Below are 12,464 nucleotides of genomic sequence, written 5' to 3' on the forward strand. Positions count from 1 at the left end.
TACTTTGATATGCTCGCCGACACGGCCGAGACGACACTCACCTCACTCAAAGGAGGAATTCCAATGAAAGAAAAAGAGTTGTTCAACGGACTGTCGTTTGACGAACTCAAGGCACACGAAGCAAAACATGAGACTGAAGTACAAGACCGTTGGGGCGACAGCGAGGCGTACCACACATCTTTCGAGCGTGCCAACCAACGCTCGAAAGATGATTGGGAAACACTCAGCCAAGAACAGATGAATCTCGTCAAACCGCTCGTCGACCTGTTCCGAGCGGACGTGCCGATTGAAGACGAACGTGTCCAAGCCGTCGTCAAGACGAACCATCAGTTCATCCATACCAACTTCTACGACTGCTCGCTCGACATGTTCAGCGGACTCGGGCACATGTATGTCATGGATGAGCGGTTCACGATGTTTTACGACAAGTACGCGACCGGGCTTGCCGTCTACTATAACGACGCGATCCAACATTACTGCATCAAAAATAGCTGAAAGGCCAAAGCGAACTCGCTTTGGCCTTTACTCTGCCGTCCGTCGATCATATACGTCCTCTTCGAGCATCGATTCAATTTGACGACGCAAAAGCGGCAGTGCCGTCACAAGTTGAAGGTAAGGATACGTCGCAAAGTTATCGGTGCCACCGACATACAGGACGGACCGATCGAGTACAGTCCAGCCTCTGTCGCCCCATTGTTCGATTCTCACTTCACAGACGTCAGGCTTAGCGCGAAACGCCCAGTACGCTTCAAGTTGTCCTTTGGCCATCGAAGGGCTGACCGTTAAAATCGGACAGTCAAGACGGTGCAGTCGACTCATGTCGACGGGTCCGGTCTCGTGCAAGATCACGAGTTGTGGTTGTAAGCGATCAAGCCACATCATCGTTCGTGCGTCATTCAGTGACGTGACACGCAACAGATGATGCGATGGGATCGGATTGTCGTTCAGCGGATAACGTGCTTGTAACTCTCGGACGCGCTGACGACTGAATCGGCACATGAGCGGTGACATAAAGCGAACGTATGATTGACGCATCCACTCGTTGATCGAGTCGGGCCGCACTTCAGCCGGACCATCTTCTTTGATCACATGGGTCACCCCGAGATTCCGGATCGCCTGGTACACATAAGTCGAAGTCGGATCCTCGCCGATACATAAGACGATCGGACGCGTCATAAGCCCTCCTCCTTCCCTCTCTTTGAAGCGTCATCGTCTGTCTGGTCTGTAAATTCTAGCCCCATCGCCGAAAGCGCTATGTCAAAAGAACCGAACATCTGTTGGATATCTTTAAGCGCCGGTCCTTTCCCGTCTTTTTTTGCCATATTTCATAACCCCATGGCGAGAGGACGGCCAAATCCTCACTCGCTTCTTTCAACGCCGATAGAATATCTTGTTCCGTGAACGCTTTACGCGTCGACAATCCGATTTCTTCAAGTGCTTGCGTCCAAGACCCGAAGCGCCGAACGACTTTTGTGATACTCGGACGTTGGTTCGCTTTCGCCCATTTCGCATACGTCGTTGAATTAAATGGTTCGATTTCATCGCTCGCATCGAGCAACGCTTGAATAATTTCAATCTTTTGGTCTTTTGCCATCATCCCGAGTAGATCGGCCTCAATCAATGCGACCTTCCAAGACCCAAACTGGATGACAACTTCCGTGAGCGTCGGAGCATCATGGTCATGCGCCCATTTTCGGTAATCGGCACTATTGATCGAGCCAAGATCCTTCGCTGCCCGGCGAAGCGTTCGCAACATTTCCGACTTCGTGAAACGCGGCATCTGGTTTTCAAACCCGACGAGCCGCAGCACGTTCGCCCACGAACCATACACCTCTAACAGTTCGAGTACGGTCGGTCCGCCGTTCGCTTGTTGCCATTGCTGGTACATATGGATCGTGAGACGACCGTCATCGGCGGCCGTCCTCAACTGGTGAATCACTTGTTTCTCTTCCATGCCGCCTCCCCCTTTTATATGCGACGACTCATCCCACTTCACGAGCGCTAATTTGCGCAAATAAATTGATTTGCCGTGTCAAAATTTTCGATTCATCGAACCGTTCCTCGACGACTTCGCGACCTCGGCGACCGTATGACTCGATCCGATCCGAATGCTCGATGAACGACTCCATCGCCTCCGCGAGCGCTTGCGGACGGGCCACCGGGACGAGGTATCCCGTCTCTCCGTCAATGACTTCTTCTCGACAACCGCGGATGTTGGTCGCGATGACCGGAAGACCTGACGCCATCGCCTCTAAAATGGAACGGGGGAGCCCTTCCCGATAAGACGGTAACAGAAAGACGTCATGACGGTTGAACAAAGACGGGGTGTCTATGACGTATCCGACGTAATGAACGTTCGGATTGTCTACTAAGTGAGCTTCAACGAGTTTGGCGGTCTCTTGATCCCGCTCATTCGACAGCAACTCTCCGGCAATCGTGAGTGTCGCTCCCGGATGACGCGCAGACACTTCCTGAAACGCCTCGAGTAGATCGAGGATCCCCTTTTCTTTGACGAGGCGACCGACGAACAGAAACTTTAACTGCTTCGGGTCAACTGTTTTTTCAAGCGGTTGGAATCGAGTCAAATCAATCCCGTTCCCGAGATGAAGCAAACGGTCATCGCTTTTAAATTGTCGGGTCTTGGCGAGCGAATAATCTTCCTCACTTTGGAGCAGCAGCCAGTCGGTCGCGAGTGCGGCAAGCGATTTTTCGAGCCAAAACACGAGTTCATAGGCGACCCGGCTCATCCGTTCATGGAAGTAAAAGCCATGGGCAGTGTACAGAATGTGTGGGGTGCGGGCGATTCGGGCCGCAACCCGTCCGAGCGCGGCCGCAACCGGCGTATGGACATGGATCGCGTCATACTTCTCCCGTCTGAGCAAGGCGACGAGCCCTTGAATCGTCTGCACGTTCCGCTTCGGATGGAATTTGCGATCAATCGGCAGCGTATGGATGACCCACCCTTCCGCCCGCAACCGGTCCGTCCGGTCACCGTAGGCACAGGCGACATCGACTTGGTGCCCTTCGGCTTTCAGCGACTCGATGAGCGGACGCAACAGGACGTCAGCGGTCACGTCGACCGCGCAGAATTGAAGGATCTTTAAAGGCGCCATAAGTGGACCTCCTCTGGCTTCGTCGCTCGGTTTAAGATACCTTTTAAATCCATGACGATCCCTCGTCCCATCTTCAACTGACGTTCGGCGATTTTCCAACCGGCACTCACGAATTCATCGTGTGAGACGGCGTAGATAACGACTTCCGCCGGCTTGAGCTCATGGTACGGTTTTACTTGGATCCCGTATTCTTGTTCGACTTCCTCATGGTGGACGAGCGGGTCGTACACTTGCACCTCAAGGCCGAACTCCTCGATTTCCCGCACGAGTGTCGCGACTTTTGAATTACGGATATCACTGACGTTCTCTTTGAACGACATGCCGAGCACGGTGACCCGTGAGCCGAGTACCGGCATGTTTTGACGGATCATCGTTTTAATGAGCGACGTGGCGATGAAGCTGCCCATCGTCTCGTTGATGCGCCGACCGGCTAAAATGACCTCAGGGTGATAGCCGAGCATCTCAGACTTCATCGTCAAATAGAACGGGTCGACCCCGATACAATGGCCACCGACGAGTCCAGGCCGGAAGTTCAGGAAGTTCCATTTCGTACCGGCCGCTTCTAACACTTCAAGCGTATCGATGTTCATCCGCTCGAAGATGATCGCGAGTTCATTCATCAATGCGATGTTCAAGTCCCGCTGCGTGTTCTCGATCACTTTCGCGGCTTCGGCGACTTTGATGGACGAAGCGCGATGCACACCGGCATCGACGACCGTCTCATATACGGCTGCGACGATATCAAGCGTCTCCTCATCCTCGGCGGCGACGACTTTCTTGATTGTCCGGAACGTGTTGACCCGGTCCCCTGGATTGATACGCTCTGGCGAATAGCCGACTTTAAAATCGATCCCGGCCCGTAGACCCGACTCTCGTTCGAGCAGCGGGATGCATTCTTCTTCCGTCAGTCCAGGGTAAACGGTCGACTCGTAGACGACAATCGCCCCCGGCCGTAGGTGCTTGCCGACGGTTCGCGTCGCGCTACAGATCGGACCGAGGTCCGGCTGATTTTGTTCGTTGATCGGCGTCGGTACGGCGATGATGATAAAATCCGCCTCTTCAAGCTGTGACGCGTCGGTCGTATATGCGACTGAGGCGATTTCAAGCGATTCCCGCTCGACTTCTCGCGTGCTGTCGAGATGACCGTTCAGTTCGTTGATGCGGGCCTCATTAATATCAAATCCGATGACGTCTCCGACTTCTCCGAGCGCGACCGCGACCGGGAGACCGACGTACCCGAGTCCGACGACGGCGATATGGCGATTGGCAATGGTTCTTCGTGCTGTCCGTGATTCTGAGATGAGTTTGTCCATGTCCATCTGCCTCCAGTTATTGTGAAATTTGATTCATCACCTTTTCGACGACGATGACTTTTCCGTTCGGGCCTCGAGGAATTTGTTTGACCGGCGTCAACGTAATCTCGACGCTGTCTCCGACGAGCTCTTTCAACCCCCGTCGAAGCACTTGTTCATGAGATGAGGTGAAGCGATTTGGGTCTTTGATGTAGCGCATCTCGATGTGATGCAAATCGAGTTGCCGAAACTGGACTTGAATGACCGAGTTCGGGAGCTCGCTGACGATCGTCGTCAAATCCCCTTCATAGACTTTGAGTCCTTTTGGCGTGACGATGAAATTCGATTGCCGTCCCTCGATCGACTCGACATACGTCCCGCCTTGACCGCACGGGCAAGTCCCTTCCCCAAACTTCATCCGGTCCCCAATCCGGTAGCGGACGAGCGGTGTGCCGTGGGTCGTAAAGCCCGTGACGAGAATTTCTCCGTCCTCCCCGTAAGGCTCGATGACTCCCGTCTCGTGATGAAGGTGCATCCGTCCATGACTGCACTCGCTCAAAATCGGTGCACCTTCGGACGAGGCGTATTGGTCGAACACGGGCGCATTGAACGCTTCTTCAAGCAACGACCGTCCAAACGCCGTGATCGTCTCTGACGTCGGGAACAAGGCGATCAGTTGGAAGTCGAGTTTGATGTTGTGCGCTTTAATGTATGAGGCCAAGTCAATCATGGCGGACGGGGCGCTATCGAGAACGCTTGGTTTGAACCGATTCAGTTCCGCGATATAGTGTGGGATATTCGTCTCGGTCAGATGGAACAACGACAGCAGTAGTTGATTCATCGGACGATTATACCGCCAAAACACGGGTGCCGCTTGATCCGGTTCACAAATGACGCGTCCCGTGAAACTGGCTCGTTTCATCCCTTTTTTAAAGCCGTGTTGTTCTTTAAAATAATCCAAATGGGCCATCCGGATCTGATAATCTTCCGCTGTGAATTTCACTTGGAGCGACGCACCGGTCGTCCCGCCTGTCTTGCCGATAATGTCTGTTTTCACGTGCGAGTAGATGGCCGGGGTCGAGCGGACCGTTTCCTTCTCGAGTATCGGAATCTGTTTCAGAGCTTCAATCGAGTGGAGCGGGAGCGATACGCCGGCCTCGTCGAATAACTGACGGTAATAGTCATTGTTCGCTTCGCAAAATGCTAAAAAGTCATTGAGTCGTCGAAGCTGGTCTGCTCGAACGGCCGCGTCATCCGTCGGACGGTTGCGTAGTGCGGCAAGCTCCTGCTCGTACGCTTTCCCGTAACGCTCTTGTGACAATTTCAAGCCATAAAGTGACGTCATCCAGTTTTGAAGGCGGATCGGCGCCTTAAAATATACGTCCCGCAACGCGAAGATTGCCATGATCGAACTCCCCTTTTGTATGGGTCAGACGTGAAGTCGCTTCACGACCCGAATTTTTCCGTTTGGTTCTTTTTTGATGGCCGGCACATTTTTAAGACGGATTCGCATATTCGGTGTGAACAGTCGTTCCACTTCTTGCTTTAATATCGTCTCATGTTCGTTTTCGAACCGGTCCTCATCTTTGACATACAACATTTCAATCTGGTCGATCTCATGTTGGAGCACTTGGACTTGAAGTACCGAGTTCGGCAGCACGGCGACGGTCGCCGTCAAGTCGCCCTCGAATACTTTATAACCTTCCGGTGTCTCGACGTAATTCATTTGACGGCCATCGATCGACGAGATGACCGTACCGGGGTGGCCGCACGGACACGTCTCATCGCTGAGCGTCATCCGGTCTCCGATTCGATAACGGACGAGCGGCGTGCCGTGGGTCGTGAAGCTCGTGACGAGCGCTTCTCCGTCCTCCCCGACCTCAATGATGCCGCTCTCCGGATGGAGGTGCATCCGTCCATGCCGACATTCGGTGACGAGCGGTGCGCCTTCTGAAGAAGCGTATTGGTCGTATACCGGGGCGTCGAAAACTTCCTCGAGCAACGCGCGTCCCCATGGTGACAACGTTTCCGACGTCGGAAAGATGGCGATTGGCTTGAACGTTAAGCGCATATCCGTGTCTTTTAAATACTTGGCGACTTCGATCATCGCGGACGGCGAACCGTCGAGGGCGTCAGGTTGAAAGTCGTTCAATGATTCGACGTAGGCCGGGATCGTTTTCGGATGAAAGTGAACGACCGAGTAGAGCATCTGTTTCATCGGAGCGTTATAGCGCCAGTAGACCGGCTCTTCCTGGCCGCGCGGACAAATCATCCGATCGGTGAAACTCGCTCGTTTCATCCCTTTTGCAAAGCCGTGCTGCTCTTTAAAGTAATCCAAGTGGGCCATTCGAGCTTGATAATCTTCGACCGTGAACCGGACTTGAAGTGCCGTCCCGGTCGTTCCACCCGTAGAACCAATAATTGGTGCTTTAACGTCCGAGAAAATAGCCGGTTCGGTACGAAGTGTCTCTTTCTCAAGCACTGGAATTTGTTTCAAATCGCTCAGTTGCAGAAGCGGCAGCTCTACGTGATGGCGGTCAAACAAGTCTCGGTAGTAGCTATTATGCGTCCGACAGAACTTAAGGAACCGATTGAGCCGGTTCAGTTGGGCCGTTTGCGGATCGACGAACCGTCGACTTCGGAGCTTGGTCAACTCTTTATCGTAATAAGGACCGTAACGCTCATGGTATAACTTCAACCCGTATAGCGAGATGAGCCAGTTTTGGACCGGCAACGGAGAGTTGGCGTAGATTTTGTCTTGAAGTGACATCATCACTCGATTCCCTCCTTCAATGCATGGTGATACGCGATATACCAATCGATAAATTCATGCACCCCCTGTTCAATCGGGGTCTGTGGTTGAAAATCAATCGCTTCATACAATTCTGATGAATCGGCAAAACTTTCCGGCACGTCACCCGGCTGCAGCGGGAGTTCGTTCACGATTGCTCGCTTCCCTAGTTTTTTCTCGATGATCCGAATAAAATCCATCAGCTGGACCGGGCTATGATTGCCGACGTTGTAAACACGGAACGGGACGTCGCTTCGGTCCGGGAGCGGGTCATGATAGTCAAACTCTTCGTCAGCGAACGGTTGAACGTCCATCAAGCGGACAATCGACTCGATCACGTCGTCGACGTACGTGAAGTCACGGGCCATTTGCCCATAGTTATAGACGTCAATCGCTTCGCCTTTCATGATGGCTTCTGTGAATTTGTACAGCGCCATATCCGGTCTTCCCCACGGTCCATAAACGCTGAAAAAGCGGAGTCCGGTCGTCTTTAGACCGAACAGATGGCTATACGTGTGGGCCATCAGTTCATTCGCTTTCTTCGAAGCTGCATATAACGAGAGCGGATGATCGACCGGATGCTGTTCAGAGAACGGCATTTTTTGGTTTGATCCGTACACGGAGCTTGATGATGCATAAACCAATTGCTCGACCGGGAAGTTTCGGCACGCCTCAAGGATGTTTAAAAATCCAACGATATTCGATTGGATATAAGCGTCCGGATTTTCAAGACTGTAGCGGACGCCTGCTTGCGCAGCCAAGTTGACGACGATGTCAGGACTTCGTTTCTCGAACACCCGTGTGACAGCCATTTTGTTCTCGAGCGAGTCCCGATACAGTTTGAAGTTCGGGTGCGTCAAGACGTAAAGACGCGCCTCTTTCAAATGAGGATCGTAGTAATCATTCACTTCATCAATGCCGACGACGTGGTGCCCTTCTCGCAACAGCCGGCGCGCCAAATGAAAGCCGATGAACCCGGCGACACCTGTGACGAGCACAGTCTTTTTCATAATGTCTTCCTCCTTTGAGTGGGGTCGCTCGAACGAATCCGAACGGGCTCGATCTGAGGCGCGAACATATCTGCCATCACTTCTTCCGGGATTTCGCTGTTGGCGACGAACAAGAGGAAGGACGTCAATGCGCTTTGTTGGTCAAGCAGATGTTCAATCGTACGTAAAATTGGTTCGACCGATTTGAACGGTCGCGTACAGCCGACAAAAATTTTATCGTACACTTGATTTTCGCTGCGTTCGCTCGTGGCAAGCAGCTCCTCATACAACTTCTCGCCTGGCCGGATCCCGCTGTATTCAATCGGAATTTGCTCAAGCGTGAAGCCGCTGAGCGTGATCATCCGTCGGGCCAAGTCGACGATTTTGACCGGCTGTCCCATATCAAGGACGAACACCTCACCGCCATTCGCGCGAACACTTGCTTGAACGACGAGCCGACTCGCCTCGGGGATGGTCATAAAGTAACGCGTCATCTCGGGATGTGTCACCGTAATCGGCCCACCTCGTTCAATCTGTTCTTTGAACAACGGGACGACCGAGCCGCGACTGCCGAGGACGTTCCCGAACCGGACGACCGAGAACGTCGTCGCACTATGACGCGCTTGTTGCTGCACGACCATCTCGGCGACCCGTTTCGTCGCGCCCATTACGTTCGTCGGATTGACCGCCTTGTCTGTCGAGATCATGACGAAACGTTCGACGTTAAACAAATCAGCGGTTTCGACCATGTTTTTCGTGCCATAGATGTTGTTCTTCACAGCCTCTTTCGGGTTCCCTTCCATGAGCGGGACGTGTTTATGGGCCGCTGCGTGATAGACGATCTCAGGCTCGAACTGTTCGAACACTTCCATTAACCGCGCCCGGTCTTGGACGTCCCCAATGATCGGACAAATCTCCGTTTCCGTTTGTAAGTCTTTGAGTTCACGGTCAATCGAATAAATGCTGTTCTCGCCATGTCCGAACAAGACGAGGCGCCCAGGTTCAAATTTGATCAACTGCCGGCATAGCTCAGATCCAATCGATCCACCAGCACCTGAAATCAAAATGGTCGTGCCTTTTAGCTTATGTGAGATCTCGGATACGTCGAGTTGGACCGGCTCTCGTCCGAGCAAGTCCTCGATCGCCACTTCCCTGATCTCATTCATCGATACTTTTCCGGACGCAAGCTCCGATAGCATCGGCAACGCGTGTGATTCGACGCCTGTCTTCTCGATTCGCTTGAGCAGTTGCAGTCGCTTGTTGTAAGGCAAGGACGGGATTGCGAGAACAACGACTTCGATCCCGAACTCTTCAATTTTCCGCTCGAGCGCATCAATCGGGCCGATGACCGGTGTCCCGTGGATATAGAGCCGTTGCAGGAACGGATTGTCGTCTAAAATACCGACGACGTTTAACACGTTCGTCCGATGTTCTTTCAACTCTTTCGTGATCTTCTGCCCTGAGTCCCCACCGCCGATGATGAGCGTCGCTTTCCCGCTCGGCGGAGCGTTCCGGAAACGGAAGAAAGACCGCATTCTCGCCACGATCCGGATGAACAGCATCCCGTTGAACGCGAGCAGACTCTGGACGAACAGCGCTTGATACGATACATTCTCTAACACGACGAGGGCAGCACCGAGGACAAGTAAATCACTCGTGAGCAACACGAGGGCGAGCAATTGCAACTCACGCATCGAACCATAACGCCAGTCAATCCGATAAACGCGTGTCATCCACCCGAGGACGAGCAGAGCCGTACTCTTCAGCGCTAAAATCATCATCAACTTCGTCGTGTCGCCGGAGACGGTCGTGTCATGAGCGAACAACAGTTTGAACGTGAGAAAGATGGCCGCAGCCGCGATCGTCACGTCGAGCATCATAAGCATCGTGTTTTTTCGGTCCATCGGATAATGATTGAATCGAATAGTCATCCTGTCACCACCTTAAAAGATTGCCGAATGTAAACGGGTTATTCGCTGATGCTAGATTAGTACCCGTTCGAGATTCACAATCTGAAAGAAAACCATAGCTTTTTCATAGCAACGAAATTTAGCCATCAAACAGTTTTACAAATGTATGATGGCCATTTCTTTTTGTTTGTGAATATTTCCGCACTAAATGGGTAATATTGAAAGTATATGAGTCGTGAATTAGGTGTAAATTGTCAATAAGGAGGGGAATTTAGAAATAAGTAAACCTACATGCTCGTCACATGATTTCTTCACGACTTGCTTACACCGTCAGTCACGAGTCTTTTATGTTCATTGTCAACCGCAGTCGCGCCCTCGACCGTTTAGGCTTTCCTTGAGGACCATCATCGTTCAACCACACCATGACCTTTGAAGCAATCAAGTGCTTCTAAAAAGGAGAGACATCACGATGAAAAGATGGACAGAGCAGCAAATCATCTCATGCCTACAACAAGCAGCGAATGAACTCAAAGAATTCGATACGAAACAATACACACTCTGGGCCCGCAGCAAAGACGTTCCTTCCCTCTCGACCGTGATTTACAAATTCGGTTCTTGGCGCGAAGCCGTTCAGGCCGCTGAAATCAAAATGATGTACCGCTATTATTCGGACGAAGATATTTTAACCGCGTTAAACGAGGCCGCTGAAGAACTCGACATCTTTACGAGCCAAACGTATCGGGAGTGGGCCAAAGTCGCACAAGCCCCGTCGCTCACGCTGATTAGCAGTCGGTTCGGCTCGTGGTCAAACGCACTTCGCGAAGCGAAGTTGCAGACGACGACGGCCCGTAATAACGAGGAGCGCATTATCCAAGCACTCATCGAGGCGTCCGCCGAACTGACACGTCTCACTTCACAGCACTACGCTGTCTGGGCGCAGGAGAAGGGATATCCGACCGTGGCAACGATTGCCCGGAAGTACGGATCCTGGAGCTACGCCTTGTTCGTCCTCGATATCGCCCCACCGAAACGGAAATGGGACGAAGAGGACGTCATCGAGGCGCTCCGGGTCGCTAAAGATGAATTAAGTCATTTCAGTATCCTTCACTACCGTAAATGGGCCGAAGGACGAAACGTGCCGAGCACGTCGACGATCAACGCCTTGTTCGGAAGCTGGACCGCCGCTTTGAAATGTATGGAACAACAGCAAGTCATCACCTGACAAAAGCGCCGTCTCATTAAGAGACAGCGCTTTTGTCAGGTGACGATCGTGATGAAGAGCGGGATACCGACGAGCAGATTGAACGGGAACGTGACGGCGAGGGCGAGCGTCAAATAAAACGACGGCTCGGCTTCCGGGACGGACGCTTGGAGCATCGCCGGCGCCGCGATGTAAGAACCGCTCGCTGCGAGCGTCATGAGCAAGATCGTGCCCCCGTCAGACAAACCGGCCAGTCCGGCGGCAAAGTAGCCGACAACGGCACCGATGAGCGGGAATAACGTCCCGACAATTAAAAACTTCATGCCGTACGCCGGGACGTCTTTCAGCTGATGGCCGACCTTGACCCCAAGGCTCAGTAAGAATAAGAGTAAGACGCCTGGGAACAAGTCGACGAAGAATGGTGTCAGCGCCGAGGTGTCCGGCGTGACGAATCCGACGACGAGGCCGGCGATGAGCAAGAGGATGCTCTTTGAGAGCATACTGTCCCGGATGACGGTGAACGACTGGCTCGGGGCGGCCGTGATACCGAGCACACGTGTCTGGTTGTACAGTAAGAGCGCGACGACGAGACCGGGAATCTCGAGGACGACAACGAGCGTCGTCATGAACGGTTCATAGCTGATACCGAGCCGCTCGAGCTGGGCGGTCGCAGCGACATACGTCACGAGCGAGACCGAACCGAACGTCGCCGCCATGGCGATCCGTTCGTGAAAGCTGAACTTGAACAGACGGCCGAGCCCAAAAGCGACGAGCGGTAAAACCATCCCGAGGACGAGCGTCACGGCGAGCGGTGCCGCAAGCTCGTCAAGCGAGACAGCGGCGAGCCCCATCCCCCCTTTTAACCCGATGGCGAGCAGCAGATAAATGTTGAGTGTCACACTGAGCGATTCTGGTATCTTTAAATTCGATTTTCCAAGGGCGGCAATCACGCCCGTCACGAACAGGAGCACCGGGGCGCTCGTCAATAAAAACGTCAATAGTTCCATTATTTCCTCCTAGACGACAAAAGCGCACACCAAAGAAAGGTGTGCGCTGCATGTCCGTCCCGACGATGACTCCCATCGTGGCGAGCACCCCAACGACTCCACCTCGGACGTCGTGAATCAACTTCCCGCCTGTGAACCCGATTAAGAGCGGTAACAGATAC

General features: G+C 52.9%; 11 protein-coding genes. 2 read left to right on the top strand and 9 right to left on the bottom strand.

From position 1 onward, the window contains the following. Window positions 1-495: TipAS antibiotic-recognition domain-containing protein (locus A6395_RS06465; RefSeq protein WP_173647377.1), on the top strand; the 495-nt coding region annotated here is incomplete at its 5' end. 27 nt (window positions 496-522) lie between these two features. Here the strand turns inward: A6395_RS06465 and A6395_RS06470 are convergent. From A6395_RS06470 to A6395_RS06505, 8 genes are all read right to left on the bottom strand, one after another. Then, window positions 523-1,176: a hypothetical protein gene (locus tag A6395_RS06470; protein WP_071398399.1), complete on the bottom strand. Its 654-nt coding sequence runs from the start codon at window positions 1,174-1,176 to the stop codon at window positions 523-525. 76 nt (window positions 1,177-1,252) lie between these two features. Beyond that, on the bottom strand, window positions 1,253-1,954 hold the full coding sequence (locus A6395_RS06475) for a hypothetical protein (RefSeq protein ID WP_071398400.1): 702 nt from the start codon (window positions 1,952-1,954) through the stop codon (window positions 1,253-1,255). Between the two features lie 28 nt (window positions 1,955-1,982). Continuing rightward, a complete protein-coding gene (locus tag A6395_RS06480) occupies window positions 1,983-3,113 on the bottom strand; it encodes a glycosyltransferase family 4 protein (protein WP_071398401.1) in 1,131 nt (376 codons plus the stop codon). Then, window positions 3,101-4,432, bottom strand: coding sequence for a nucleotide sugar dehydrogenase (locus A6395_RS06485; RefSeq protein WP_131464634.1), 1,332 nt, complete (start codon window positions 4,430-4,432; stop codon window positions 3,101-3,103). The genes A6395_RS06480 and A6395_RS06485 overlap by 13 nt, the downstream gene beginning before the upstream one ends. A gap of 10 nt (window positions 4,433-4,442) precedes the next feature. Further along, window positions 4,443-5,810: a phenylacetate--CoA ligase family protein gene (locus A6395_RS06490; RefSeq protein WP_071398402.1), complete on the bottom strand. Its 1,368-nt coding sequence runs from the start codon at window positions 5,808-5,810 to the stop codon at window positions 4,443-4,445. 24 nt (window positions 5,811-5,834) lie between these two features. Then, complete coding sequence (locus A6395_RS06495) at window positions 5,835-7,178, bottom strand: phenylacetate--CoA ligase family protein (protein WP_084812984.1); 1,344 nt, start codon at window positions 7,176-7,178, stop codon at window positions 5,835-5,837. Further along, on the bottom strand, window positions 7,178-8,206 hold the full coding sequence (locus tag A6395_RS06500; RefSeq protein WP_071398403.1) for an NAD-dependent epimerase: 1,029 nt from the start codon (window positions 8,204-8,206) through the stop codon (window positions 7,178-7,180). Before A6395_RS06500 ends, A6395_RS06495 begins: the two co-directional genes overlap by 1 nt. Next, window positions 8,203-10,116, bottom strand: coding sequence for a polysaccharide biosynthesis protein (locus A6395_RS06505; RefSeq protein ID WP_071398404.1), 1,914 nt, complete (start codon window positions 10,114-10,116; stop codon window positions 8,203-8,205). Before A6395_RS06505 ends, A6395_RS06500 begins: the two co-directional genes overlap by 4 nt. 448 nt (window positions 10,117-10,564) lie before the next feature. On the opposite strand from A6395_RS06505, the gene A6395_RS06510 reads away from it, so the two are divergent. Further along, window positions 10,565-11,317, top strand: coding sequence for a homing endonuclease associated repeat-containing protein (locus A6395_RS06510; protein WP_071398405.1), 753 nt, complete (start codon window positions 10,565-10,567; stop codon window positions 11,315-11,317). 35 nt (window positions 11,318-11,352) lie between these two features. Here A6395_RS06510 and A6395_RS06515 read toward each other — a convergent pair whose 3' ends face one another. Further along, window positions 11,353-12,303 (bottom strand): sodium-dependent bicarbonate transport family permease, encoded by a 951-nt coding sequence (locus tag A6395_RS06515; protein ID WP_084812985.1) that lies wholly within the window; start codon window positions 12,301-12,303, stop codon window positions 11,353-11,355. Window positions 12,304-12,464 lie beyond the last annotated feature (161 nt).

The sequence above is a fragment of the Exiguobacterium sp. SH31 genome, assembly GCF_001816105.1.
Taxonomy (GTDB): domain Bacteria; phylum Bacillota; class Bacilli; order Exiguobacteriales; family Exiguobacteriaceae; genus Exiguobacterium; species Exiguobacterium aurantiacum_A.